The 24,297-nt window shown below is 57.5% G+C and carries 24 protein-coding genes; 17 read left to right on the top strand and 7 right to left on the bottom strand.

What is annotated here, in order from left to right; all coding sequences use genetic code 11:
- Positions 1–674 precede the first annotated feature (674 nt).
- The 3 genes from RYB66_RS18650 (at position 675) to RYB66_RS18640 (ending at position 4,749) form a co-directional block, all read left to right on the top strand.
- Positions 675–2,555, top strand: coding sequence for a hypothetical protein (locus tag RYB66_RS18650; protein ID WP_316895118.1), 1,881 nt, complete (start codon positions 675–677; stop codon positions 2,553–2,555).
- A gap of 51 nt (positions 2,556–2,606) precedes the next feature.
- Positions 2,607–4,199, top strand: a complete 1,593-nt coding sequence (locus tag RYB66_RS18645) for an Ig-like domain-containing protein (protein WP_316886859.1) — start codon at positions 2,607–2,609, stop codon at positions 4,197–4,199.
- A 91-nt stretch (positions 4,200–4,290) separates the two neighbouring features.
- On the top strand, positions 4,291–4,749 hold the full coding sequence (locus RYB66_RS18640) for a hypothetical protein (RefSeq protein ID WP_005731593.1): 459 nt from the start codon (positions 4,291–4,293) through the stop codon (positions 4,747–4,749).
- Between the two features lies 1 nt (position 4,750).
- On the opposite strand, the gene RYB66_RS18635 is transcribed toward RYB66_RS18640, so the two are convergent.
- Entirely contained in the window at positions 4,751–5,440 is a 690-nt protein-coding gene (locus RYB66_RS18635; RefSeq protein WP_005780481.1) for an alpha/beta family hydrolase, read from the bottom strand.
- A gap of 670 nt (positions 5,441–6,110) precedes the next feature.
- Here RYB66_RS18635 and ccoN point away from each other — a divergent pair.
- From ccoN to ccoP, 4 genes are read left to right on the top strand one after another with little or no spacing between them, the layout of a single operon-like run.
- On the top strand, positions 6,111–7,553 hold the full coding sequence (ccoN, locus tag RYB66_RS18630; protein ID WP_316895116.1) for a cytochrome-c oxidase, cbb3-type subunit I: 1,443 nt from the start codon (positions 6,111–6,113) through the stop codon (positions 7,551–7,553).
- The gene (gene ccoO, locus RYB66_RS18625; protein WP_005744599.1) at positions 7,553–8,161 is read left to right on the top strand and encodes a cytochrome-c oxidase, cbb3-type subunit II; all 609 of its coding nucleotides are present in this window, start codon (positions 7,553–7,555) and stop codon (positions 8,159–8,161) included. Before ccoN ends, ccoO begins: the two co-directional genes overlap by 1 nt.
- A 5-nt stretch (positions 8,162–8,166) precedes the next feature.
- Entirely contained in the window at positions 8,167–8,358 is a 192-nt protein-coding gene (locus RYB66_RS18620) for a CcoQ/FixQ family Cbb3-type cytochrome c oxidase assembly chaperone (protein ID WP_002554248.1), read from the top strand.
- A complete protein-coding gene (ccoP, locus tag RYB66_RS18615; RefSeq protein WP_316895113.1) occupies positions 8,355–9,332 on the top strand; it encodes a cytochrome-c oxidase, cbb3-type subunit III in 978 nt (325 codons plus the stop codon). The genes RYB66_RS18620 and ccoP overlap by 4 nt, the downstream gene beginning before the upstream one ends.
- 71 nt (positions 9,333–9,403) lie before the next feature.
- On the opposite strand, the gene RYB66_RS18610 is transcribed toward ccoP, so the two are convergent.
- Positions 9,404–10,975, bottom strand: coding sequence for a metallophosphoesterase (locus tag RYB66_RS18610; RefSeq protein WP_316895111.1), 1,572 nt, complete (start codon positions 10,973–10,975; stop codon positions 9,404–9,406).
- Between the two features lie 564 nt (positions 10,976–11,539).
- Between RYB66_RS18610 and RYB66_RS18605 the strand changes: the two genes are divergently transcribed.
- The 8 genes from RYB66_RS18605 to hemN all read left to right on the top strand — a co-directional run bounded on the left by RYB66_RS18605 (position 11,540) and on the right by hemN (position 19,081).
- The gene (locus tag RYB66_RS18605; protein WP_057404212.1) at positions 11,540–11,791 is read left to right on the top strand and encodes a type II toxin-antitoxin system prevent-host-death family antitoxin; all 252 of its coding nucleotides are present in this window, start codon (positions 11,540–11,542) and stop codon (positions 11,789–11,791) included.
- Positions 11,791–12,243, top strand: coding sequence for a type II toxin-antitoxin system VapC family toxin (locus RYB66_RS18600; RefSeq protein ID WP_005780474.1), 453 nt, complete (start codon positions 11,791–11,793; stop codon positions 12,241–12,243). The genes RYB66_RS18605 and RYB66_RS18600 overlap by 1 nt, the downstream gene beginning before the upstream one ends.
- A gap of 64 nt (positions 12,244–12,307) precedes the next feature.
- Entirely contained in the window at positions 12,308–13,720 is a 1,413-nt protein-coding gene (gene ccoG, locus RYB66_RS18595; protein WP_005744594.1) for a cytochrome c oxidase accessory protein CcoG, read from the top strand.
- 10 nt (positions 13,721–13,730) lie between these two features.
- Positions 13,731–14,267 carry a FixH family protein gene (locus RYB66_RS18590; protein ID WP_005744593.1) on the top strand — a complete coding sequence of 179 codons (537 nt, stop codon included), beginning with the start codon at positions 13,731–13,733 and terminating at the stop codon, positions 14,265–14,267.
- Positions 14,268–14,269: 2 nt separating this feature from the next.
- Positions 14,270–16,744, top strand: a complete 2,475-nt coding sequence (locus tag RYB66_RS18585) for a heavy metal translocating P-type ATPase (RefSeq protein WP_044299346.1) — start codon at positions 14,270–14,272, stop codon at positions 16,742–16,744.
- Positions 16,723–16,926, top strand: coding sequence for a cbb3-type cytochrome oxidase assembly protein CcoS (gene ccoS, locus RYB66_RS18580; RefSeq protein WP_002554255.1), 204 nt, complete (start codon positions 16,723–16,725; stop codon positions 16,924–16,926). Before RYB66_RS18585 ends, ccoS begins: the two co-directional genes overlap by 22 nt.
- On the top strand, positions 16,919–17,602 hold the full coding sequence (locus tag RYB66_RS18575; protein ID WP_316893277.1) for a sulfite exporter TauE/SafE family protein: 684 nt from the start codon (positions 16,919–16,921) through the stop codon (positions 17,600–17,602). Before ccoS ends, RYB66_RS18575 begins: the two co-directional genes overlap by 8 nt.
- 96 nt (positions 17,603–17,698) lie before the next feature.
- Positions 17,699–19,081, top strand: a complete 1,383-nt coding sequence (gene hemN, locus RYB66_RS18570) for an oxygen-independent coproporphyrinogen III oxidase (RefSeq protein ID WP_005780467.1) — start codon at positions 17,699–17,701, stop codon at positions 19,079–19,081.
- A gap of 14 nt (positions 19,082–19,095) precedes the next feature.
- On the opposite strand, the gene RYB66_RS18565 is transcribed toward hemN, so the two are convergent.
- On the bottom strand, positions 19,096–19,566 hold the full coding sequence (locus tag RYB66_RS18565; RefSeq protein WP_004658764.1) for a hypothetical protein: 471 nt from the start codon (positions 19,564–19,566) through the stop codon (positions 19,096–19,098).
- Between the two features lie 152 nt (positions 19,567–19,718).
- On the opposite strand from RYB66_RS18565, the gene fnr reads away from it, so the two are divergent.
- Both fnr and RYB66_RS18555 read left to right on the top strand, forming a co-directional pair.
- Positions 19,719–20,453 carry a fumarate/nitrate reduction transcriptional regulator Fnr gene (fnr, locus tag RYB66_RS18560; RefSeq protein WP_005744587.1) on the top strand — a complete coding sequence of 245 codons (735 nt, stop codon included), beginning with the start codon at positions 19,719–19,721 and terminating at the stop codon, positions 20,451–20,453.
- Positions 20,454–20,514: 61 nt separating this feature from the next.
- A complete protein-coding gene (locus RYB66_RS18555) occupies positions 20,515–21,063 on the top strand; it encodes an adenine phosphoribosyltransferase (protein ID WP_005744586.1) in 549 nt (182 codons plus the stop codon).
- A 541-nt stretch (positions 21,064–21,604) separates the two neighbouring features.
- Here RYB66_RS18555 and RYB66_RS18550 read toward each other — a convergent pair.
- The 4 genes from RYB66_RS18550 to RYB66_RS18535 all read right to left on the bottom strand — a co-directional run bounded on the left by RYB66_RS18550 (position 21,605) and on the right by RYB66_RS18535 (position 24,295).
- Complete coding sequence (locus RYB66_RS18550; RefSeq protein ID WP_004644274.1) at positions 21,605–22,006, bottom strand: DUF2802 domain-containing protein; 402 nt, start codon at positions 22,004–22,006, stop codon at positions 21,605–21,607.
- Positions 22,007–22,486, bottom strand: a complete 480-nt coding sequence (locus tag RYB66_RS18545) for a chemotaxis protein CheW (RefSeq protein ID WP_003370201.1) — start codon at positions 22,484–22,486, stop codon at positions 22,007–22,009.
- Positions 22,487–22,543: 57 nt separating this feature from the next.
- Entirely contained in the window at positions 22,544–23,404 is an 861-nt protein-coding gene (locus RYB66_RS18540; RefSeq protein WP_005780463.1) for a CheW domain-containing protein, read from the bottom strand.
- Positions 23,405–23,506: 102 nt separating this feature from the next.
- On the bottom strand, positions 23,507–24,295 hold the full coding sequence (locus RYB66_RS18535; RefSeq protein WP_002554264.1) for a ParA family protein: 789 nt from the start codon (positions 24,293–24,295) through the stop codon (positions 23,507–23,509).
- Between the last annotated feature and the right edge of the window lie 2 nt (positions 24,296–24,297).

Below are 24,297 nucleotides of genomic sequence, written 5' to 3'. Positions count from 1 at the left end.
AACCACGCCGGACTGAATATTGACCGTAGAGTCTCTCACGACCACCTGGTCTGCTCGCCCACCGACAATATTAAGAACACTTTGATCACCAATATGATAAGAATCGAAGGGAGTATCAGGACCTACGGTAATGATTTCAGCCCGTCTAACGGTTTCATCTGGCAACTCTTCATCCGGCCACAATCCGGTGACTGCTTCAGTGTCTAAAGACAGACCATTATTATCGCTCGATGCCGCTGCCGACGCCTGCACATTAGCTAGAGCACCAAAGGCAATCACGGCAAGTTGAAACGCGCCACCCCGCGACTTAACGACATTACTTTTTCTACTAGACACCGTCCATCTCCTCGTTTTTTTGAGAGTGGGAAGATAGCTCACTTAATTCATAAACTCTGGCCCTGTTCAATACCCAAAACGTAGGATTATTCCCAAAATAATATAAGAATTTTCTTACAGCGAGCATCCAAATGGACGCCAAGCAAAAAATTCGAAAACCAATTAAATAATTCCCACGCAACCACTTGACCAACCCACTAAAACCCTATTACGTCCAATTGTGACTGGGAACATCATTAGCTCTTTCGCCAAGTACCAGCCAAAAAAACCCTTATTCAGAAACGCGTTCGAAAGAGTAGGAAATCCCCTACAAAATTTTAATGACAAGGCATCTACACATGAAAAATTGCTCAAACAACTATCTCCCAACACCTGTTTCAGTTTACGGAAACAGGCATCGAAACTTGAATCTTGTATTGACTGCACCCGATATTGCAGTCGCATTTCATGATCAGGATACGCCAGGGCTCATACCGGTCGCTGACGCATCCCAAACGTTGACGGTCGATCTCGTTGTATGGCCAGCCGCACTTCCTGGTTACACCTATCAACTGCTGTTCAACAGTATCGCGACCGGTCCCCGAAAACTGATTCTGCCCTCACATGCACCAGGAGACCCCCTGCACCTGGAGATCCCGGCCGAACTGTTGCTGGAAGGTTTCCACGATGTCGCGTACGTCGTTGTCAATCCGATCAATCAGGCAGAACAGAAATCGGAAATTTTCCGGATTCAGATCGACCGGACAGCGCCAGGCGCTCCGGAGCTTGCTGCCATACAGTTCCCAGCCGAGATCCAGAACGGTCTGACTGCCGCCGAGCTCGATCAACTGGGTGGCCAACTTGATGTACAGATTGCCGGCTACACCGGTATGGCCAAGCATGACCGCATTCTGACCAGGTGGGGAGATATCGTAGGCCCCACTGCTGTCGTCAACGAAACCGATATGGGGCTGGACAAGGTCTCGGTCACTTTTACACGAGCGTTTCTACAAACGTTGGGGGAGGAAGAAAAGCAGGTGTGTTACCAGGTCATCGACCGTGCGGGCAACCCTTCAATCCTCTCGAACACTGTAGCGGTGAAATTAAGGCTGAAAGACTTGCCTTCTGATTATCCGGCACCTGTGATTGATCAAGCGGTAGGCGATCTGATTGACTATCTGGAAGCTCAGGCCGGAGTATTGGTCGACATCCCCCATTATCCGGGCGCAGCGGCGCTTGATAGCATTCAGCTATTCTGGGGCACCAATAATCCCTTGACCCCTGTCTTCGTTGCACCTGGCGACGAAAATGAAGCCGTCATACTCACGTTGAAGCTGCCATTCGAGGCCATTGCCCAAGGTCCGCAAGGCGACGCAGCGGTTCATTATGAAGTGTCTCGCAACGGCGAACTGACGGGCACATCGCTGGACACCCACATAGACGTTTTTACAACACTTCCCTTCCCTACCCCCTTGAGCAACTTGACGGTACAAGGAACGAGCGTACAAAACCCGAACACCCAGGACAACTTCATCGACGAAGACGATTACGAGTTGAACGGCAGAGGGGTGGTGGCCTGGAATACGGGGTTCGAAATCAATGATGATCTGAACCTGTACTGGGGCAATCAGGTAAAAACGCAGTGGTATCAAATACGGTCTAGCGACGTTGCAGCGGCAAGAGACTTGATTATTCCGATTGATAACGAGCTGATGAAGTTGCAAGGCACCGGCGAAGCCATTCCCGTGTATTTCACAGTCACGCGTACAGGAAACCCAAACAGTATGACGAGTCCGACTCAGCCTGTAACAGTACGGTCTCGAGAAGAGCAACCCGGTGGCGAAAACGGATTGACCGGGCCCACGTTCAATCTCACGTCCAACGGAGTGCTGGGCCCCAATGAAAATCCGGACGGTGCCGATGTAAAAGTTTCACCTTATGTCAATATTGCCGAGGGCCAGAAGATCACCTTCACGTTCAAGGGTTTTGACGACTTCAATAATCCCATCGAAGCCGCTACTTATGTGACGACTCGTAAGCTGGATGAAGTGGATGTTGTGCAAGGGCATGTATTCAAGGTCCCTCAGATCAACACACTGCTTATTTGCACAGGGTTTGCGGAGGCGAGTTATACCGTCGACCCTGTCGAAGGCAGCAATCAAAGTCCGGCAAACTCCACGGTCACTCGCGTCATCGTGCATATGCTTAAACCTACCGACTTTACCTGTCTGAGTCGCTAAACCGTTGCGGGCTCACAAAGCCCGCAACTTTTAAACTTATAAGGAACACCCATGTATAACCTTGCGACTGAAAAAAAAGAAACCGTGCTGACTGCGCCAGTCATCGCAGCCGCCTTGAACGATGGGCTATTACCCATCGACAGTTTGAACACGCCCCTCGAAGTGCTGTTGAACGTCTGGCAAGGCGCGCGCCCTGGCTATACTTATCAGCTGTACTTCGATGGAGTGCTTATTGGTCTCAAGAAAGAGATCCTGCTTTCGCAGATGCCAGGTGACGACCTCATGCTGCACATTCCATCCGAGCTGTTGACCGAAGGCCGTCACTCTGTGGCTTACGCGGTCGAAAACCCGATCAATATGGTCGTCGAGTTTTCTGCCGAGACAGTTGTAATCGTAGACCTAACCCCGCCTGGCGATCCGCTGCTGGCCCCCATCATTTTTCCCACGCAGGTACAGAACGGTCTGACCTCAGAAGAACTGCAAACCATGGGTAACGTGCTTTCAGGGACGATTGCCAGCTACAACGGCATGCAGGAGGGCGATGTCGTCCGCACCTACTGGAATGATCTGCCCGGTCCGATGGCGGTGGTGAGCAGTGATGACGTGGGTCTTAAACGAACAATGGTCGACTTCGCCAGGTCGTTTCTGGAGTTGATCGGCGACATTGAGGCGCCGGTTTACTACACGATTACAGATCTGGCAGGGAATCTGTCCATGGCCTCGGAGGCGGTGGACGTGAAGCTGCAACTCGCGCAAGCAACGCCCCTGCCCACCCCAACCATAAAAGAAGCCGCCGGCAACACGCTAGACCCGGCTAACGCCCCATTCGGGGCAACCGTGGTGATCGACGCCACCGCCAACCTGAAAGCCGGCGATCAGGTGATCGTGCAATGGCAAGGGCCCAACGGCAATGACACACGGGAAAAGACGCTGACCGGCGCGGACGCGGGCAAGACGCTGGAGGTAGTGTTTGCTGCGGCGCTGGTAACGGCAAACGCCGGGCAGACGGTGGCGGTTTCTTATGTGGTCAATCGCGTCAATGGTCTGGTACAGGTATCCGACACACTGGCCTTGCAGATTCTGATGGGGCAGCCCGAGCTGGTGCTGGACACTTCGCCGGTTACGCTGGCCGGCAAGGTGTATCTGCTCCCAGGCTTGCCGGAACTGTTGCCGAACTTCCCGGCCGACACCACCCTTCAGCGTCAGGCCAGTGGCGGACAGGCACCCTATCAGTACACCTCGAGCAACCCGCTGGTCGCGAAAGTGGACAGCAACGGGCTGGCCTCGGTTCGAGGCAACGGCACGGCCACCATTACGGCGACCGATGCTTTGGGCGCGAGTAAAAGCTACCTGATCACCGTCGTCGGCGTCATCCATTGCATCGGCCTGGGCAGCGGGAGCTTTTCTCAGATCAGCAAAAACGCTGGCAACAACGGCGCAAGGATTCCGACCATTCACGAACTGGTGGAGATCTATAACCTGTACGGCAATCGCTGGCCGATGGGCAACGGTAATTATTGGTCGTCCACTGTTTCAAGCGCCGGCATCGGGGGCTGGAACTGGTACTACGTGAAGAACATGGTCTCTGGCGGAAACTTCAAGTTGAAGAGCCACAACTCCAGTCTTGGCGTTGGCATCAGATGATCGAAAACTGATGAACCTGTAATCATCAAACAGGGCGTTACCTGAGAGGGCAACGCCCTGCTTCTATTCATACGTTCTACAGAGTCAGGCCATGCACCCCACCACATCCCCAGCCAAACGCTTTGTTCGTCCCGCGTCGTGTGAAGGCAGCTTTCAGGCCTGCGTCAATAAGCGACCGTTCAAGGTGCTTGCCCTGGCGGGCCAATTGACCCTGCGGGCTGAGCTGGAACAGGCACCCGATCAGTGGGTATGGAAGCTGATCGTCGACGGCAAGGTGGGCACAAAACGAACGACTATCGGGCTGTTTCTGGACAACGACCTGAAACCCGGTGATCACAATCTGCCAGGCCATGCCCAGATCAAAGTGATTTACAACGAGACGCAGCACCGGCAGAACACCCTCTATCATTCGGCACACTTTCAAAACGGCACCCTGAGCCTGTTGGAAGCCAATCCCTATACTCTGCGCCTGCGCGGACGCTTCAGTTTCAGCATGTCATCGATTAATTTCGAAGTGACCAACGGCTTTTTCGACGTACATTGCCGATAAATCAGGTGCGCAGAAAGCGGGCAATCACTTGCGCCGACTCGACCAGGCATTGTTCATGGCTGATACCTGCGACTTTTAATGGTTTGAGGTCGTGATTGGCGGTCGGCAACCAGTGCAGTTGAATAGCGCTGGACAACGCATAACCCTCCACTGCTTCGCGATTACCCAACGCATCGCGCTCGCCCTGAACGATCAGAGCAGGTGTCTTCAATTCAGCCAGATGGGCCACGCGCGGTTTCTCCGGCTTGCCCACGGCATAGAACGGATACCCCAGGCAAACCAGCGCATCCGCCTCGATATCATCGGCAATCAGGCTGGCCATTCGCCCGCCCATCGACTTGCCGCCAACAGCCAGTCGCCCAGCCACAAAAGGCCTGACCAAGGCATAGACCTCTCGCCAGCATTCCAGCAATTGCGCCTGCGGATTGGGCGGACGCTTGCTGCCGCCGTGACGCCGCAGGGCCATGTAAGGAAACTCGAAGCGCAGGACGCTGACGCCTTGCGCCGCAATATCGGTGGCCATGTGGCTCATGAAATCGCTGTCCATCGGTGCGCCTGCGCCATGTGCCAGCAGCAAGGTGGGCGCCTCGTGCGCGTCTGCCCGCAGGGTGGGCGTCCATAACCAGCCTTTTTCGTTGATCAGTTGCAGCCATTGATCCTTGCCGATGCCGGGCTGTGGGCCTTTGCTCATGCTTGCCTCGTTCAGATGAGTCTCAGAGTAGCCCGCTACTATAACCGCGAAGCCTGCGTGAATCGCGCAAGCGCAGAGCGCGTGGACGCATCGACAGGGACGCCCTGCCGGACAGCCACCATTCAGGTCCGCCCGGTTAATCTGCCAAGGTGCACAAGGTAAAAGTACCAAGGCGATGAGCGCCCCAAACCTGACACCGCCGGGCGGTTTCATTGACGGTACTGGCCTCGCACAATTGCAACAGAACCGCTGAGTCGGTCGCCAGAGTCATATGCCTGCTCAGGCCAGTTTGCTGGGCTATGACAGATGCAACCGCCGATTGAACATGCGTGACAGTCTTTGCGCGAGTCCTGATCAACTCGTCTGTACGCGAGGGTCGCCACCGCTTTGCTCCAATCCAGCGGCGATGCGTGAACTCCGCACCCTGCAACGGGGTGCGGAATACTCGCTGACAATACAACGCAGATTATCCGCTCCGCGCTGCGGCTTCCCACACCCTTCTTTCAAAGCTAAACTCGTCGACACACGTCTGCTGCAACCATTTGACGCTCGCTAATGTGCCTGTCTGTTCCTGCCCCTGCCTTTTCGTGTGCCTCGATGCCATTTACAGCGATGCATCGCCCGAGCCCGATTACGTCTGCGGTCAACATCTGAATCGTGGAATTCTGTAATGAACACAACAACCAGTCCGACGACCTACAACTACACAGTGGTGCGCCAGTTTGCCATCATGACCGTGGTCTGGGGCGTGATCGGCATGAGCCTGGGCGTGTTCATCGCTTCGCAGCTGGTCTGGCCGGGACTGAACCTGGAACTTGAATGGACCACCTTCGGACGCCTGCGGCCGTTGCACACCAACCTGGTGATCTTTGCGTTCGGTGGCTGCGCGCTGTTTGCCACCTCTTATTACGTGGTGCAGCGCACCTGCCAGACGCGGCTTGTTTCCGATGGCCTGGCGGCGTTTACCTTCTGGGGCTGGCAAGCCGTGATTGTCGGCGCCATCGTGACGCTGCCGATGGGCTACACCACTACCAAGGAATATGCCGAACTTGAATGGCCGGTGGCCATTCTGCTGGCGATCGTCTGGGCCGCCTACGCTGCGGTATTTTTCGGCACCATCGTCAAACGCCGGACCCGGCATATCTATGTCGCCAACTGGTTTTACGGCGCATTCATCGTGGTGACCGGCATGCTGCACATCGTCAACCACATCTCGCTGCCGGTCAGCCTGTTCAAGTCCTATTCGGCCTACGCCGGAGCGACCGACGCCATGATCCAGTGGTGGTACGGGCACAATGCCGTAGGTTTTTTCCTGACCACCGGCTTTCTCGGCATGATGTATTACTTCGTGCCCAAACAGGCCGAGCGCCCGGTGTACTCCTATCGTTTGTCCATCGTGCATTTCTGGGCATTGATCACCCTGTATATCTGGGCCGGACCGCACCATCTGCACTACACCGCCCTGCCAGACTGGGCACAGTCGCTGGGTATGGTCATGTCGATCATTCTGCTGGTACCCAGCTGGGGCGGGATGATCAACGGCATGATGACGCTGTCGGGTGCATGGCATAAGTTGCGGACCGATTCGATACTGCGCTTTCTCGTGGTCTCGCTGGCGTTCTATGGCATGTCGACCTTTGAAGGCCCGATGATGGCAATCAAGACCGTCAACTCGCTGTCGCACTACACAGACTGGACCATCGGCCACGTACATGCCGGGGCATTGGGCTGGGTGGCGATGATTACCATCGGGTCGGTTTATCACATGATCCCGAAACTCTACGCCCGTCCGCACATGCACAGTGTCGGCCTGATAAACACGCATTTCTGGCTCGCGACCGTCGGTACTGTGCTGTACATCACCTCGATGTGGGTCAATGGCATCACCCAGGGCCTGATGTGGCGTGCAGTGAACGACGACGGCACGCTGACCTATTCCTTCATCGAGACCATGCAGGCCAGTCACTCCGGCTACATCGTGCGCGCCATCGGCGGTGCCATCTTCACCAGCGGCATGCTGTTGATGGCCTACAACGTGATACATACAGTGCGAGCCTCTGACCCGCAGGCGGCCGAGGCAGCTGCGCGCATTGCCGTCGTGGGAGCGCATTGATGAAACATGATGTGCTCGAAAAAAACATCGGCCTGCTGGCGTTCTTTATGGTTATTGCCGTGAGCATCGGCGGGCTGACGCAGATCGTCCCGCTGTTTTTTCAGGATGTGACCAATCAACCGATCGACGGCATGAAACCACGCAGCGCGCTGGAGGTGGAAGGCCGCGATGTATTCATCGCCAATGGTTGCGTAGGCTGCCACTCGCAGATGATCCGGCCGTTACGCGCCGAAACCGAACGCTACGGGCATTACTCGGTGGCGGGCGAAAGCGTCTGGGACCATCCGTTTCTATGGGGTTCCAAACGCACCGGGCCGGACCTGGCCAGGATCGGCGGTCGCTACTCGGATGAGTGGCACCGTGTGCACCTGAATAACCCTCGGGACGTGGTCCCAACGTCGATCATGCCCGCCTATCCGTTTCTGGCCGAGAAAAAGATCGACAGCACGCAGACGGCAAAAAAGCTGCAAGTGCTGCGTACCCTTGGCACCCCGTACACCGACGCGGACATCGCCGGTGCGGCCGCCGCCGTGCAGGGCAAGACTGAAATGGACGCGCTGGTGGCCTATCTGCAAGGCCTCGGCACGCTCATCAAGAGCAAACGGTGAACATGATGGACATCGGAATGATTCGAGGCCTTGGCACACTGGTCGTGATGGTCGCGTTCATCGGCCTGATGCTGTGGGTGTTCAGCCCTGCCCGCAAGGCGCACTTCGACGATGCGACCCTGTTGCCTTTCGCGGATGACCCCGAGGCCATAGGCAGGGTCGAGCGCGCCAGGGCTGAACGGGAAGACCAACCATGAGTACGTTCTGGAGCCTGTACGTCGCGGTCCTGACGCTGGGCACAATCATCGCCATGCTCTGGCTGCTGCTGTCCACGCGCAAAGGTCAGCCCGACGAACCGACAGATGAGACCGTCGGCCATGCGTTCGACGGCATTGAGGAGTACGACAACCCACTACCCAGATGGTGGTTCTATCTATTCATAGCGACCATCGTTTTTGCGCTGGGTTATCTAGTCCTGTACCCAGGCTTGGGCAACTGGAAGGGTTTGCTGCCCGGTTACGACTATCGGGACAAGGACAGCAAAGTGCAATTCTCCGACGGCCAGCAAGGCTGGAGCAGTGTCCACGAATGGGAACGGGAAGTGGCCGTTGCCGAGGCCCGCTATGGCCCGCTGTTCGCCAAATACGCCGCCATGCCCGTCGAGGAGGTAGCCAAAGACCCGCAGGCACTGAAAATCGGTGCTCGCCTGTTTGCCTCCAACTGCTCGGTCTGCCACGGCTCTGACGCGAAAGGCGCCTACGGCTTTCCCAATCTGACCGATGCCGACTGGCGCTGGGGCCGCGACGCTCAGGCGATCAAGACGTCGATCATGGCCGGGCGCATGGGCGTGATGCCCGCCCTGGGCGAAGTGCTGGGCGAACAGGGTGTGCGTGATGTGTCGGCCTACGTGCTGACCCAACTGGACGCCCGGCAGTTGCCCGAAGGTGCCAAAGCTGACCCGGTCGCGGGCCAGAAGACCTTCGCGACACTCTGCGTTGCCTGTCACGGGCCAGAAGGCAAGGGAATGCCGATTCTCGGCGCGCCGGACCTGACGCATCCCAACGCGTTTATCTACGGTTCCAGCTTCGCGCAGTTGCAGCAGACCATTCGCGATGGCCGCCAGGGCCAGATGCCCGCTCAGCAGGCACTGCAAGGCAATGACCGGGTTCACATTCTGGCTGCCTATGTTTACAGCCTGTCCCGCCAGGAGCAGACTGCTGAAAAAGAGTGATACGGCTCTTACAGACAGTGCGCCTGGCGTCGTGACGGCCTGAAACCCTCACGACTGCCATTGCCGACACATCAAGGCTTGGAACCGCACTTCATCCTCATGCCGTTCAAAGCCGTATCGTCGTCGTACTTATCATCATCGTCCCCCTGATAGTCTTCGACGCGTGTTTCAAAACCGATAGCAACCATTCCGGCAGGACAGCGGAAAGTTTTTTTCCAAACGCCATAACTTGTGTCATAGGCTGCGGCTATGGACTGTCCCCCTTCACAAACAAACCTGACAGAGTCCACTGCTGTGTCGTCTCCGTCCCCTTGAGAGGGCTCCATTTTCAACTGAAATCCAACGATCGCCTGGTCGGCAGGGCACTTCCTGTATCCTGAAAAAGTCCCCCATCCTCCTTCTTTGCTTCTCAGGCCGACATCATCGTGGCAGTACATAACGATCGCATTGACGGCCGTATCGTCATCGTCGCCTTGCCATTTTTCCCCCTTTACATCAAAAGCGTTTATGTACAGTCCACTTGGACACCGTGCCGATGGCCCCCAGGTTCCCCAACTCCCCGCATTGTCATATTCGTCGGTTGGTGGAGTTTTAACTGATTGTTTGAGAGGAAACACACCCAGATGTTGCGCGGTCTCGGGAGTATTATTTCTAACGAGCCAGACGGAAATTTTTCTTGAACTCTCATCAATATCGGCGATGAGAAAAGTCTCTTCAGTTGCCGAACCACTCAGAAAAACGGGTACACCTTCATAGGGACTTGGATATATTCCAGCAGCGGTGTGAAAGTGACCTGCAAAAATGGCTGAGACATCATACTCCTTTAACAGTTTACGAAATTTAGTGAGGATAGCTTGAGTACGTGGATCGGATGTCCGGGTCCATTCCTCTGCGTCATGCATACCAATAATGACAAATGTTCTATTATCCCTTGCTTGAATCAGCAGATTCTCCAGCCAGCCATTCTCAACGGGTGACAAAATATCAAACTCATTTGTTGTCCATACACCTGAAGAATAAAACCAGTTTGTATATGAAGGGTCCAAATTCAGCTGAATGTACCGCACACGTCCAAAATCCTTAAAGTACGCAAAGCTTCCTGAATACTTTTTGGTGGTATGAATAAATCCGCTTTCATTAACGCTATAATCCATCCGATTACCGCCCATCCGGCCTGCAAGGTCCTCCATACTGTCTCGGGCGCAGCCATTATTTTCACAGCTGTCTATATTATTCTTGTAATCATGATTACCAAGTCCAAAATACCAATTCGTCGATAATATTGAATCCAGTGTCCCGTACAAAAATGCCCTTTCCTCGCCGTGGCCAAACGCCGTCATGTCTCCGTTTATGATGACCGGGTTATTGCCGGTCCCGCCCATGGCTCCGGCACGCCATTTTTGTATCGCAGAATATTGATTTCTGATGAGGTCTTCAGTACTAACCTCGTTAACCGAGGAGCGGGATTGCAGTAGGACGCCCTGCGATTGCTGGTGCGGCAAAGCGCCCAGACTGTCCTCTGTGTTTTTTTTATCCTTTGACCAAGGGTATTGAGGGTCAGAAGCAAATATAATATGCCTTATTATGCCCTTAGGCCCGACCCCGCCCGTGCTCACCACAGCGTCTGGGCTTTCATTTTTCACATCACTAACGCACCCGCACATCAATAACAATGTGCTGAACAACGCACAAGGAAAAAGCCTGTAGTTAGACATATCAAAACCCTCATGAAAACTAAAATCCCAGAACCCAAACGCGGACAGAAAGCGTTACTCAGAGCATTTCGGCTGTATTCATTATTACAAACATCTGCTGAAACTCTACTATCAGAACTGATAGGTCGGCTATTGGATACCGACGGCAGTTCTTTGAGTGACAAACGGCACGACGTTTTTTAACAAGTAACCCAGTCATAGGGGCTGCTTATTACTCCACGCCTACGTGACGGGCTTCGGTAATAAATTTCGCCTTTCTACAATCTGAAATACCAAGAGAAGCTGACGACGCGCATTGACGCGCATGCAGATAAGCACTGCATAACGCTGCGTCAGGAACCATCAGATCAAGTGGATTTTTAGCATCGGGATACCAGGCAAGCAGTGCGCGGTAGTAATGTGCGTCACTGCACGCATTGTAGTTACATCTCTACACGCTTAGAATTGCTCACTATGACAACGATGTGTCTGCCCATTCCGGAGGTCGCTTTCATGACAACTACCCTCTCAAGCCGCGAATTCAACCAAGACACCAGCGGGGCCAAGAAGGCCGCGAATGAAGGCCCGGTGTTCATTACCGACCGAGGCCGCCCTGCCCATGTGCTGCTTTCGATCGAGGCGTACCTGCAACTGACCGGCAGTGCAGCGAGCATCGCTGACCTGTTGATCATGCCGACGCACCTCGATATCGAATTCGAGCCGCAACGGGCTGTCATCACGACTCGACCGGTTGATTTGTCCTGATGTTCCTGCTCGACACCGACGTGGTGTCAGAACTCAGAAAACGCAACGCCGATGCGAACGTGCTCCGTTGGTCGCGAACCCAGATGGCGTCCAGCCTGTTCATCTCGTCCATCACGATTCTTGAGCTCGAAACAGGTATCCTGCGTATCGAACGCCGCGACCCGGCACAGGGCGCAGCATTGCGAATGTGGCTTGAGCAGCATGTATTGAAAGCGTTCGCCGGGCGTATCCTGACAGTCGACACTCAGGTCGCAAGGCGCTGCGCCCAACTGCATGTCCCCGACCCGCGCAGCGAATGCGATGCGTTGATCGCGGCTACTGCGCTGGTGCATGGCATGACCGTGGTCACACGCAACACAATCGACTTTCAGTCGTGCGGGGTCGCGCTGCTCAACCCCTGGGTCAGCCAGTTGAATGAAGAAGCGGCCGTTTATTCACGTGCGTCACGTTGAACGCGGATGTAAACGTGCCTGACCTGTATCGGCCCGGGCTACTCCACCGCCGCTGGACCCATCAATGAGCAACCAGATTCCGGTACACGACATCACACCGCCATCCGAAAAAAGCGGCGAATTCATCGACCTCTATGCCTCGCGCGAGAAAATCCACACCCGCGCGTTTAAAGGTCTGTTTCGCAATGTGCGCATGCTGGGCGGTGCCGTGTTGCTGCTTATCTTTTTTGGCACGGTCTGGCTCAATAAAGGTGGGCACCAGGCGGTCTGGTGGGACCTGCCGCAACGCAAGTTCTACATCTTCGGCGCGACGTTCTGGCCGCAGGATTTCATTCTGTTGTCCGGCATTCTGATCGTTGCAGCCTTCGGGCTGTTCTTCATCACGGTCTATGCCGGACGGGTATGGTGCGGCTACACCTGCCCGCAAAGCGTCTGGACCTGGATGTTCATGTGGTGCGAGAAAGTCACCGAGGGCGATCGCAACCAGCGTATCAGGCTTGACCATGCCCCGATGAGCACCGGCAAACTGGCGCGCAAGCTCGCCAAGCACAGCCTGTGGCTGCTGATCGGCTTTGCCACGGGCATGACCTTCGTGGGTTACTTCTCTCCCATTCGCGACTTGTGCATTGATCTGTTCACGGGCGAAGCGGATGGCTGGGCGTATTTCTGGGTCGGCTTCTTCACCCTGGCCACTTACCTCAATGCAGGCTGGCTGCGCGAGCAGGTGTGCATCTATATGTGCCCCTACGCGCGGTTCCAGAGCGTGATGTTCGACAAGGACACGCTGATCATCTCCTACGACCAGAATCGTGGCGAAGCCCGAGGCCCGCGCAAGAAGGAGGCTGATCCTCAGGCACTGGGGCTGGGTGACTGCATCGACTGCACGATGTGCGTGCAGGTCTGCCCGACCGGCATCGACATTCGTGACGGCCTGCAGGTGGAATGCATCAGCTGTGCGGCGTGCGTCGATGCCTGCGATACAGTCATGGACAAGATGGACTACCCTCGCGGCCTGATTCGCTACACCACCGAACACAATCTGTCCGGGCAGCGCACCCGCACCTTGCGCCCGCGCCTGATCGGTTATGCACTGGTTCTGTTGCTGATGATCGGGCTGCTGATCGCGGCCTTCTGCATGCGTGGGCTGGTGGGTCTGGAGGTCAGCAAGGACCGTATGCTTTTTCGGGAAAACGCCGAAGGCCGTATCGAAAACGTCTACACCGTGAAAGTGATGAACAAGGATCAGGTGGATCACGGCTATGTGCTGGAGGCCAGCGGCCTGCCCGACCTGAAATTGCAGGGCCGTCGGGAAATAAACGTCCCGGCAGGCGAGATCGTCAGCCTGCCGGTGGAGCTGTCCAGCGCGCCCGAAAAGCTCCCGGCACACAGCAACGAAGTCACCTTTACCCTCAAGGACATCGACAGCGACACACATGTCGACACCAAAAGCCGTTTCATCGGCCCACCTCTTCGTTAAGAGCACCGTCATGCCCGTTGCGACTGCTGCAAGCCCTTGGTACAGGCACCTCTGGCCATGGATCATCATCGCCATTCTGACCTGCTCGGTGACGTTGAGCCTGTCGATGGTGTTCATCGCAGTGACCAACCCTGACCCACTGGTCACCGATAACTACTACGAGGCCGGCAAGGGCATCAATCGCTCGCTTAATAGGGAAATGCTTGCGCAAAACCTCAAACTGCACGCCCGTGTACATCTGGACGAGTTGACCGGCGAAGTCGAGCTGCGCCTGAGCGGCAACAGCAACCCGGAGCGTCTGGAGTTGAACCTTATTTCGCCGACGCGCCCTGCCAGTGATCGCCGTGTGTTCCTGACCCGCAGCCCGTCTGAACCGGGCCGTTACATCGGGCAGTTGCAAGACCGGGTCGAGGGTCGGCGCTTTGTGGAACTGCTGGGTGTCGAAGGCGACCAGACCTGGCGTCTGTTCGAAGAAGAGCAGGTCGACGCTGCTGACCTGACCTTGGGCGACGAACCCCTGCAAGCCGCACAACGCCGGAAAGACTGAACATGGCGACGTTGCCCCGCGCCACTCCAATGCGCTGTTACCACTGCGACCTGCCCGTGCCGGCCGGCGGCCGTTTCACGGCGGTTGTGCTCGGTGAACCCCGGGAGCTGTGCTGCCCCGGCTGTCAGGCGGTGGCCGAGGCCATCGTCGCCAGCGGCCTGGAAAGCTATTACCGCCATCGTAGCGAGGCCTCGGCCAACCCGGAAAGCCTGCCCACGCAATTGATCGATGAATTGGCACTCTACGACCGCCCTGAAGTACAGGCTCCTTTCGTGCACCACGAAGGCGATTTGTCAGAAGCCACTTTGCTTGTCGAGGGCATCAGTTGCGCAGCCTGCGGCTGGTTGATCGAAAAACGTCTGAGCCGCTTGCCCGCAATGGCCGAAGCGCGCATGAACCTCTCCACCCATCGCCTGCACGTACGCTGGCGCGGCGACCAGCTTGCCCTCAGTCAGTTGCTGAGCGAGCTGCACACAATTGGTTATGTCGCTCACCCCTGGCAGGCCGATCGCGCCGCCGAACGTCTGGCAAGTGAAAACCGTCTGGCGTTGCGGCAACTGGGTGTCGCTGGTCTGCTGTGGTTTCAGGCAATGATGGCAACCATGGCCACCTGGCCGGAGTTCAACATCGACCTCAGCCCGCAGATGCACACCATCCTGCGCTGGGTGGCGCTGTTTCTGACCACTCCGATCGTGTTTTACAGTTGCGCACCGTTCTTCCGCGGCGCGTTGCGCGACCTGCGCAGCCGTCAACTGACGATGGACGTCTCGGTGTCGCTGGCAATAGGCGCGGCTTATGTCGCCGGCATCTGGACTGCGGTCACCGGCGCTGGCGAATTGTATTTCGATGCGGTAGGCATGTTTGCATTATTCCTGCTGGCCGGACGCTACCTGGAGCGCCGTGCCCGCGAGCGCACAGCGGCAGCCACGGCGCAGCTGGTCAACCTGCTGCCTGCCTCATGCCTGCGCCTTGGTGACGATGGCCAGAGCCAGCGCATCATGCTCAGCGAACTGCGTTTGACTGATCGTATATTGGTGCGCCCCGGTGCGGTTATCCCGGCTGACGGCAGGATCCTCGAAGGTTATTCCAGTATCGATGAGTCACTGCTGACCGGCGAGTACCTGCCACAAGTGCGCAGCGCGGGCGATGCGGTCACCGCAGGAACGTTGAATGTCGAGAGTCCGCTGACCATTGCCGTGTCGGCGCTGGGTCAGGAAACCCGTCTTTCGGCCATTGTCCGCCTGCTCGAGCGCGCCCAGGCGCAGAAGCCCCGTCTCGCGCAGATTGCCGACCGGGCTGCACAGACCTTTCTACTGTTTTCGCTGACGGCGGCGGCGCTGATCGGCGTTGTCTGGTGGCAAATCGACGCATCCCGTGCATTCTGGATTGTCCTGGCAATGCTCGTTGCCACCTGCCCCTGCGCGCTGTCGTTGGCGACACCGACCGCGTTGACAGCAGCCACCGGCACGCTGCACAAGCTTGGTCTGTTGCTGACCCGAGGTCATGTACTGGAGGGCCTGAATCAGATCGACACAGTCATCTTCGACAAGACCGGCACCCTGACCGAGGGACATCTGGCGCTGCGAAGCATTCACCCGCTACGCGAACTGGACGCCAGCCGCTGTCTTGAGCTGGCGGCGGCGCTGGAAAACCGTTCCGAGCACCCTATTGCCCGCGCCTTTGGTCGAGCGTCAAGGGCCGCCGAAGAGGTGCACAGCACACCGGGGCTAGGGCTGGAAGGACGTGTTGACGGGAAACTGCTGCGCATCGGCCAGCCGCCGTTCGTCTGTGCGCCGAGCTGCACTGAACCGCCGGTGATCACCGATGAGTCCGGCCAGTGGCTATTGCTGGGCGATGCGCAAGGGCCGCTGGCCTGGCTGGTACTCGACGATCGACTGCGCGACGATGCAGGCACCTTGTTACAAGCCTGCAAGGCACGAGGCTGGAAAACGCTGCTGCTGTCCGGAGACAGCTCACCGATGGTCGCCAGTGTCGCGCAGGCGCTGGGGATAGAGGAAGCGCGTGGCGGTATGCGCCCGGACGACAAGCTGGAGGTGCTGCGGCAACTTCAGGCTCAGGGACGCAAGGTGCTGATGATCGGTGACGGGGTGAATGACGTCCCGGTCATGGCCGCTGCCAACATCAGTGTGGCAATGGGCTCAGCCACCGACCTTGCAAAAACCAGCGCTGACGCCGTGCTGCTGTGCAACCGTTTGCCGGTGCTGATCGACGCACTGAATCTGGCCCGACGTACGCGCAGGGTCATTATCGAAAATCTGCTCTGGGCCAGCCTGTACAATGGCCTCATGCTGCCATTCGCGGCACTGGGCTGGATCACCCCGGTATGGGCGGTCATCGGCATGTCGCTCAGTTCATTGACCGTAGTGCTCAACGCCTTGCGCCTGACCCGCATGCCGCGCCGTACCCTGACGTCACAACCTGCCCCGGAGGTTTCATGCCCGCGCTTTACATCATGATCCCTGCTGCGCTGCTGCTGGTGGGTGTTGCGATCTACGTGTTCTTCTGGGCGGTGGACAGCGGCCAGTACGACGATATGGAAGGCCCGGCGCACAGCATATTGTTCGATGATCCGCCGTCAGTGGATCATGCCCGGCCAGAACAGCAACGGCCTGGCGCTGACGAGAAACACGATGTTTGAACTTGCTTCGACGCTGCTCTCGGCGCTCATTCTCGGGCTGCTGGGCGGCGGCCATTGCCTGGGGATGTGTGGCGGCCTCATGGGAGCGCTGACACTGGCCATTCCCAAGGAACAGCGCAGCCGTCGATTCCGGCTGCTGCTGGCCTATAACCTTGGGCGCATTCTCAGTTACACGGTTGCCGGCCTGGGTTCCGGGCTGGTCGGCTGGGCAGTCGCGCAAAGTCCGCTGGCAACGGGTCTGCGGGTCATCGCCGCAGTGTTGCTGATCGTGATGGGGCTGTATCTGGCTGGCTGGTGGAGCGGGCTGACGCATATCGAGCGCCTGGGCCGAGGCCTGTGGCGATACCTGCAACCGCTGGCCAGCCGCTTGCTGCCGGTGTCCAGCCTGCCCCGCGCCTTGTTGCTCGGCGCGCTGTGGGGCTGGCTGCCCTGCGGGCTGGTTTACAGCGCCCTGCTCTGGGCCGCCAGCCAGGGCAATCCTCTCCATAGCGCCTTGCTGATGCTGGCCTTCGGGCTGGGCACCTGGCCCGTTCTGCTGGCCACCGGACTTGCCGCCGAGCGCACCACTGTCCTGCTGCGCAAACGAGGTGTTCGCATGGCCGGAGGGTTGCTGGTAATCGTGTTTGGCCTCTGGACCTTGCCGGGGCCGCATCAGCATTGGCTGATGGGGCACTGAGGCCGGGCAGCTCACCCCGCTTGATCCACGTCAACGCCCGCCCTTGAGCGCCTGCGTATGCTCGCGACATCGCCAGCCTGACCGGGAAACGTGCGCATGCTTGACGCCATTCGTTGGGATTCAGACCTGATCCGTCGCTATGATGTGGCAGGACCGCGCTATACGTCCTATCCGACAGCAGTGCAACTTCACACACAAATAGGCGCATTTGACCTGTTGCATGCTCTGCGGGAAAGCCGCAAGGCGTTGCGCCCGCTGTCGCTCTATGTGCATCTGCCCTTCTGCGCGAACATTTGTTACTACTGTGCCTGCAATAAGGTCATCACCAAGGACCGCGGACGCGCGCAGGCTTACCTGCAGCGGCTCGAACACGAAATACAGATGCTCGCCTGCCACCTGGCACCCGGTCAGGTAGTGGAGCAACTGCACCTGGGCGGCGGCACGCCGACCTTCCTGAGTCATGCTGAACTGCGTCGGTTGATGGCGCAGCTGCGCGCGCATTTCAATTTGCTGGAAGATGACTCCGGCGACTATGGCATCGAGATTGACCCTCGCGAAGCGGACTGGTCGACCATGGGCCTGCTGCGCGAGCTGGGTTTCAACCGGGTCAGCCTTGGCGTGCAGGACCTGGACCCGACCGTGCAACGGGCGATCAACCGCATGCAAAGCCTGGAGGAAACCCGCGCCATCGTCGAAGCCGCCCGCACGCTGCAGTTTCGTTCTGTGAATATCGACCTGATCTACGGCCTTCCCAGACAAACCGCGCAAGCCTTCAGCCGCACAGTGGATGAAATCATCGAATTACAGCCCGACCGGTTGTCTGTGTTCAACTACGCCCACCTGCCGGAACGCTTCATGCCGCAGCGGCGCATCGACACGGCCGAACTGCCGGATGCCCGGAGCAAACTGCTCATGCTCGAGCGCACCGTCGAGCAACTGGGCAACGCCGGTTATCGCTACATCGGCATGGACCATTTCGCCCTGCCCGACGATGAGCTGGCTATCGCCCAGGAAGACCTGACCCTGCAACGCAATTTTCAGGGCTACACCACGCATGGTCACTGTGATCTGATCGGGCTGGGCGTCTCGGCCATCAGCCAGATTGGCGAGCTGTACAGTCAGAACAGCAGCGACCTGAGCGACTATCAAAGGCTGCTGGACAGCGACCAGCCAGCAACCAGACGAGGGCTGATGTGCAGCGATGACGACCGGATAAGACGCGCAGTCATTCAGCAGTTGATCTGCCACTTCATGCTGGATTTCGCCGAGATTGAAAAAGCATTCTCCATCGATTTCAGAGGCTATTTCAGCGACGCATGGCCACAACTGCTTGGCATGGAGAAGGACGGGCTGATTGCGTTGAGCGCCGCGGGAATTGAAGTGAAACCGGCAGGCCGGTTGCTGGTGCGTGCTGTGTGCATGGTCTTCGATGCGTACCTGACCCGGCAGAACAGGCAGCAGTTCTCCCGGGTGGTATGAGCAGCGGCCTGGTTCTACATTTTGGCCAGAACCAGCATGCCCGCCTTGGTCTTGTCGGCGTCGCTGGAGTTCAGGCTGTTCATCAGCGACGACAAATCGGCCGTGGAATTGCTCACCTGCGCCTGCAATGTGGTGAGCACGGTCTGTAGCGCCGCGGCCTTGGTGCGGCGCTCCTCGGGACTCAGACTCGGGTCCTTCAGAGCCTTCTGGATCTGCTCCATGGTTTCCGCGATCCTGCGTTGAAGCTCGCGAATAGCCTTGAGGATCTTCTGCACGGAAGCCGGCAGGCCGCTCTGCTCGATATCGGCATTTCTGGAAGACGACGCAGCGGCAGCCTTGCCTGCTGACGACAGATTGACTTCAACGCCCTTCGCCTCACCGGCAGGCGTCTCGACGCTGCTTTCGCTGGTCTGGCTGCTGTACGTAATCTGCGAAGTCGCAGTACGTATCGTAATACTGTTGATCAACGGAAGTGTCGTTGACATGCCAAGGCATCCTGGTTCATCCGAGGGAATACGGGCTTATCGGCAGCCGCTCTGGAACCTTGAGGGTACAGAAGGCTTTGTAGGCTGGCCCCGACAAGCAAGGGTGAGGTACCCTTACGGCTTATGTGTGTTTTCCCACAAGGAATTAAGTGATGTCCGAGCCAGTAAAGTTGCGCGCTCAAAACCAGGCTCACTGCAAGGATTGCAGTCTCGCTCCACTCTGCCTGCCCCTCTCGTTGAACACGGAAGACATGGACTGCCTTGACCAGATCGTCAAACGGGGCCGTCCGCTGAAAAAAGGCGAGTTTCTATTCCGTCAGGGAGATACCTTCGAGTCGGTCTATGCAGTACGCTCCGGCGCGCTGAAAACCTTCAACATCAGTGACAACGGCGAAGAACAACTCACCGGCTTTCATCTGCCCAGCGAACTGGTCGGAATGTCAGGCATGGACGCCCAGGCTTACCCGGTATCGGCGCAGGCACTGGAAACCACTTCAGTGTGCGAAATACCATTTGAACGCCTGGATGAACTGTCGGTGCAGTTGCCGCAACTGCGTCGCCAGTTGATGCGCGTCATGAGCCGCGAGATCCGCGAAGATCAGCAAATGATGCTGTTGCTGTCGAAGAAGACCGCCGATGAGCGTATTGCCACGTTTCTGATCAATCTGTCTGCGCGCTTCCGGGCCAGAGGTTTCTCGGCCAATCAGTTTCGTCTGAGCATGTCGCGCAACGAAATCGGTAATCACCTGGGCCTGGCCGTCGAGACGGTGTCGCGGGTATTCACCCGGTTCCAACAAAACCAGTTGATTGCTGCAGAAGGCAAAGAGATTCATATCCTCGCCCCGATCGAGCTGTGCGCGCTGGCGGGCGGCGCAATGCAAAGCTGATACGTGCGATCTGTGGCGGGTCGGCTTAAACTATCGGCCAAACCTGCCATGGATCCCCCTGATGACTTTCGATCAATCGAACTTCAAGTCCCTGATACGCCCGGTCGTAGACTTTCCCAAGCCGGGCGTGGTCTTTCGCGACATCACTCCCCTCTTTCAGTCGCCCAAGGCTACCCGTCAGGTAATCGACAGCTTCGTGCAGCGCTATATAGAAGCCGATTTCAGCCATATCGGCGTCATGGACGCGCGTGGTTTTCTGATTGGTTCGGTGGTGGCGTATCAACTCAACAAGCCGCTGGTGCTGTTTCGCAAACAAGGCAAATTGCCTGCCGACGTACTCTCCGAGGCCTATCAGACCGAATACGGCGAAGCGTATCTGGAAGTGCATGCCGACAGTCTGTGCGAAGGTGACTCAGTCATCATGTTCGATGACCTGATCGCGACGGGAGGCACGCTGATCGCCGCCGCCAACCTCATCCGCCGCATGGGCGCCGAGGTACATGAAGCCGCTGCGATCATCGACCTGCCGGAACTGGGTGGCTCCAAGCGTCTTAACGACCTGAAGATCCCGACGTTCTGTCTGACCGAGTTTGCGCTGGACGAGCAGTAAGGGCGCAGGGACTGAGTTACAGGTTCCAAACTCTCCAGCGCTCACGGCTATCGTAAATGCGCTTTTTTATCGCGATGGCACTGACGACGCAGAGTGCGACCTTAGTGACGGCTGAGTCCTGGCGCTGATCCGGGGGTAGCCTGGCAGGACGCCAGGCTAGCCGCACCGGGCCATGGATGGCCCGTTGCGGCGACCCCCGGATCAGTGACAGGGCGAAGGAACCCGACGAAGTCGGGCCGGAAACAGGAGCGAGGGGGTTTGGTTACTTTGGCCCGTCAAAGTAACTCGCCGAGGGGCGAAAAGGTGACCTGAGTCGAACCTCAATGCATCTGAAGTCGCAGAACCGCTGTGTGACGCAGAGCGTCACGAACTGCATTACCACGCGGAGCGTGGGAACGAGAATCATACTCAAAATCGGACGCAGAGCGCCCAGAACGGCATGCGACGCAGAGCGTCGCACGATAGTTGAGATTATCGTTGCAGGTCTGGACGCTCTGCGTCCGACCTTGAATGGGCAGCGCAGGCGTGTACCGAAGAGAAACTAGCTCGCAGTATTGCTGTGCAGTTTGGTCATCAGTTGCGCTTCGGCCTGGGTCAGGCCGCAGGACTGGGTCAGCTCATCGATGCTGGCACCCATGCCGACCAGGCGTGCAGCCTGGGCAAAGGACAGCGTGGAGGGATCGCGCTGTTCCAGTGCAGTGAGCTTGTCCGGCAACGGCGCAACGATGGCACGCAGCTCGTGCAATGCTTCGCCCATGCGCACCGTGCCGTTCTGGTAGTTGTCCAGGCGTCTGGCCAACTCCTTGATCCGCTGATCACGCAAGGCAGCCGCCTCATCACGCTCGGCATCGAGCTTGCGCTGACGCCTGGTATGGGCCAGGAACATAAACAGGGTGACTACCCAGAGAATGCCCAGGAAGACGACAGCTACCTCAAAGATCAATCAGATGTTCTCCAGTTCGGACCACTCTTCTTCGGACATCATTTTGTCCAGTTCAACCAGAATCAACAGTTCGCCGTTCTTGTTGCAAACGCCCTGAATGAATTTGGCCGACTCATCGTTACCCACGTTTGGCGCAGTTTCGACTTCAGACTGACGCAAGTAAACCACTTCAGCCACGCTATCGACCAGAATCCCGACCACTTGCTTGTCGGCTTCGATGATCACGATACGCGTATTGTCGCTGACTTCAACCGGAGCCAGACCAAAGCGCTGACGGGTATCGATCACGGTGACCACGTTACCGCGCAGGTTGATAATGCCCAGTACGTAGCTTGGCGCACCCGGGACCGGGGCGATTTCAGTGTAGCGCAGCACTTCCTGCACCTGCATCACGTTGATGCCATAGGACTCGTTGTCCAGGCGGAACGTAACCCATTGCAGGATAGGATCTTCGGAACCTTGTGCAGACGACTTATTCATAACCCCAACCCCTCACGTGTGTTCTTTGCAGGTGATGCCACTGGCATCGACCCATGATTATTTCGACTTGTTCAACTGCTTGACCGCGCCACTGGCTATCAGCTCGGCCAACTCTGCAACATCCAGCAACGCGCACATGTGCTCGATAACCGTGCCCGCCAGCCATGGGCGCTGACCTCGCTGCGTGCGCCATTTGATCTCATTCGGATCAAGACGCAACGAACGGCTGACTTGATGCACCGCCAGTCCCCACTCGTATCCCTGCACCGAAATCACGTACTGCAATCCCTGGCGAAAATCGTCGCGGTATCGATCAGGCATGATCCAGCGCGCGGTATCCAATACTTTCAGGTTGCCCGCCTGGCAAGGCAGGATCCCGAGAAACCAGTCCGGTTGACCGAACAGTGGCGTCAGCTCCTGCCCTGCCAGCGGATAAATCGACCCCAGGCATACCAGCGGCACTGCCAGCGTCAGCCCGGCCACGTCGAACAACAGGCATTCGAACGGCTCGGCGGCCCATGCCGGGCGACCATCACTGGTAGGCGGCGGCGTCGGCGTGCGCTGGGTCACCAGTGTGCTCAACTCAGCGACCGGCTCGACCAGCTCAACGGTCGAAACTGCTTCTTCAACCTTCACCACTTCGGCAACAATCACCGGAGCGACTTCAATCACCGGCGCAGGCGCTTCAACCTTTACCGCTACAGCCACCGGAGCCGGCGCGGCCACCGCAACCGCCAGCGGTTTGATCTGCGCTTGCATCCGCGCATCAAAGGCTTGCTCTTCGAGCACAGCCGCCTGAAATTCATCGATGCTGCTGACAGGCTCTTCAAGAACTTCAGTCGCGTCGTACAGCAATGCGTCCAGATAGGACTGCAACGCCAGCTTGGGTCGTGTTGCTACTTCTACAGGGCGGTTCATACCGGGGCCCAACAAAAAATGGAGCAGGTGCAACCTGATAGAGTTATCGGCCGCATTGAGGCATCACTTGAGCAAACTGTGTAGAAAGAATGGACGTTCACGTCAGGCCACCTGAGCATTGAGCTGCTCGGCGAGCATATGCTTGAGCAATGCCCGATAAGCAATCACACCGCGACTCTTACTGTCATTCTGCGACGGCGTCAGCCCCAGACGGCTGGCATCGCGCAGCCGCGTGTCAACCGGCACGTAGGCTTGCCAGACATGATCGGGAAAACTGTCGCGCAATAATTTCAATGTACCCATCGACGCCTGAGTACGACGGTCGAACAAGGTCGGCACGATGGTGTAAGGCAACGGCACCTTGCGCGAACGGTTGATCATGGTCAGGGTATTGACCATACGCTCCAGGCCTTTCACAGCCAGAAACTCGGTCTGTACCGGTATCGCCAACTGCTGGCTAGCCGCCAGCGCATTGACCATGAGAACGCCCAGCAGCGGCGGACTGTCGATCAGCGCATAGTCAAAATCCTGCCACAACTGCGCCAGACTTTTAGCGATCACCAGGCCCAGGCCGCTCTGGCCAGGGGATTGACGCTCCAGCGTGGCCAGCGCCGTGCTGGAGGGTATCAGCGAGATACGCTGGTCACTGGTCGGCAGCAGCAATTGGCCCGGAAGCCCCTCCGGAACCGCACCCTTGTGGAGAAACAGATCGAAGGCACTGTGTTCCAGTTCGTCCGGGTTATGCCCGAAATAGCTGGTCATGGAGCCGTGGGGGTCCAGATCGACCACGACCACACGCTTGCCCGCATCGGCCAGCAGGCCGGCCAGGGCGATGGTCGTGGTGGTCTTTCCGACTCCACCTTTCTGGTTGGCTACTGCCCAGACTCTCATTG

The organism is Pseudomonas syringae group sp. 243L2, assembly GCF_032587875.1.
GTDB lineage: Bacteria > Pseudomonadota > Gammaproteobacteria > Pseudomonadales > Pseudomonadaceae > Aquipseudomonas > Aquipseudomonas amygdali.
The sequence above is the reverse complement of the archived record's forward strand: the minus strand, read 5'-3'. Positions and strand labels throughout refer to the sequence as shown.

Coding starts and splice junctions, on each gene's coding strand:
- RYB66_RS18535 (WP_002554264.1), bottom strand. CDS start 24,295: ATGAGAGTCTGGGCAGTAGCCAACCAGAAAGGTGGAGTCGGAAAGACC.
- RYB66_RS18575 (WP_316893277.1), top strand. CDS start 16,919: ATGTTTGAACTTGCTTCGACGCTGCTCTCGGCGCTCATTCTCGGGCTG.
- RYB66_RS18635 (WP_005780481.1), bottom strand. CDS start 5,440: ATGAGCAAAGGCCCACAGCCCGGCATCGGCAAGGATCAATGGCTGCAA.
- RYB66_RS18545 (WP_003370201.1), bottom strand. CDS start 22,486: ATGAATAAGTCGTCTGCACAAGGTTCCGAAGATCCTATCCTGCAATGG.
- ccoN (WP_316895116.1), top strand. CDS start 6,111: ATGAACACAACAACCAGTCCGACGACCTACAACTACACAGTGGTGCGC.
- RYB66_RS18565 (WP_004658764.1), bottom strand. CDS start 19,566: ATGTCAACGACACTTCCGTTGATCAACAGTATTACGATACGTACTGCG.
- ccoS (WP_002554255.1), top strand. CDS start 16,723: ATGCCCGCGCTTTACATCATGATCCCTGCTGCGCTGCTGCTGGTGGGT.
- RYB66_RS18605 (WP_057404212.1), top strand. CDS start 11,540: ATGACAACTACCCTCTCAAGCCGCGAATTCAACCAAGACACCAGCGGG.
- fnr (WP_005744587.1), top strand. CDS start 19,719: ATGTCCGAGCCAGTAAAGTTGCGCGCTCAAAACCAGGCTCACTGCAAG.
- RYB66_RS18650 (WP_316895118.1), top strand. CDS start 675: ATGAAAAATTGCTCAAACAACTATCTCCCAACACCTGTTTCAGTTTAC.
- hemN (WP_005780467.1), top strand. CDS start 17,699: ATGCTTGACGCCATTCGTTGGGATTCAGACCTGATCCGTCGCTATGAT.
- RYB66_RS18585 (WP_044299346.1), top strand. CDS start 14,270: ATGGCGACGTTGCCCCGCGCCACTCCAATGCGCTGTTACCACTGCGAC.
- RYB66_RS18645 (WP_316886859.1), top strand. CDS start 2,607: ATGTATAACCTTGCGACTGAAAAAAAAGAAACCGTGCTGACTGCGCCA.
- ccoP (WP_316895113.1), top strand. CDS start 8,355: ATGAGTACGTTCTGGAGCCTGTACGTCGCGGTCCTGACGCTGGGCACA.
- RYB66_RS18540 (WP_005780463.1), bottom strand. CDS start 23,404: ATGAACCGCCCTGTAGAAGTAGCAACACGACCCAAGCTGGCGTTGCAG.
- RYB66_RS18640 (WP_005731593.1), top strand. CDS start 4,291: ATGCACCCCACCACATCCCCAGCCAAACGCTTTGTTCGTCCCGCGTCG.
- ccoG (WP_005744594.1), top strand. CDS start 12,308: ATGAGCAACCAGATTCCGGTACACGACATCACACCGCCATCCGAAAAA.
- RYB66_RS18620 (WP_002554248.1), top strand. CDS start 8,167: ATGGACATCGGAATGATTCGAGGCCTTGGCACACTGGTCGTGATGGTC.
- RYB66_RS18555 (WP_005744586.1), top strand. CDS start 20,515: ATGACTTTCGATCAATCGAACTTCAAGTCCCTGATACGCCCGGTCGTA.
- RYB66_RS18600 (WP_005780474.1), top strand. CDS start 11,791: ATGTTCCTGCTCGACACCGACGTGGTGTCAGAACTCAGAAAACGCAAC.
- RYB66_RS18590 (WP_005744593.1), top strand. CDS start 13,731: ATGCCCGTTGCGACTGCTGCAAGCCCTTGGTACAGGCACCTCTGGCCA.
- ccoO (WP_005744599.1), top strand. CDS start 7,553: ATGAAACATGATGTGCTCGAAAAAAACATCGGCCTGCTGGCGTTCTTT.